Annotated in this window: 1 pseudogene; it reads right to left on the minus strand. The window is 54.1% G+C overall.

From position 1 onward, the window contains the following. A pseudogene (locus PAECUDRAFT_RS24340) lies at positions 1-543 on the minus strand (ABC transporter substrate-binding protein); the annotation flags it as partial.

The raw sequence follows: 543 nt of genomic DNA on the forward strand, positions 1-543 counted from the left end.
TGCCGTCCGTATTCAATACGTACCACGAGCTGCCGCCAAGGTTCGATGCATGCGTTGCTTTGGCTGCGCCCGGAAGCGATGGGAACGGTACGATTGCCCATTTGCCCGATTGCGTAGCCTCTGCTTTAACGGAAGCTGTGATCCAGTTGCCCGTCGGAACCGCCGCTACATCGCCGCTGTTGAAGGCGCCAACGAATTGGCTCCAGTCGGACGTTACTTTACGATATTGGCTTCCATCAGCGTTTGTACGTCTCAGCCGCTGCTTTCAGCTCTGCATTGTTCGCAAGATTTGGCGTCGTGCCGTCTTCCTTCGTGTACCACGAGCCCGCGATTGAATCATCATGCGGATGAGGCCCAAGTCGTTAGGATCTTGCGTCAACAGGTCCTTGCCAGTTTTTCTTTGATCGCTTTGCCGATGTCGATCAGCTTGTTCCAATCGATATTTTGCAGATCAGCTGCCTTATAGCCCGCTTGCTCCAAGTAATCCGTACGCACATACAAGCCCGTTACGCCGGAGTCGAATGGCACGCCGTATTGTTTGCC

This window comes from Paenibacillus curdlanolyticus YK9 (assembly GCF_000179615.1).
Lineage (GTDB): Bacteria > Bacillota > Bacilli > Paenibacillales > Paenibacillaceae > Paenibacillus_T > Paenibacillus_T curdlanolyticus.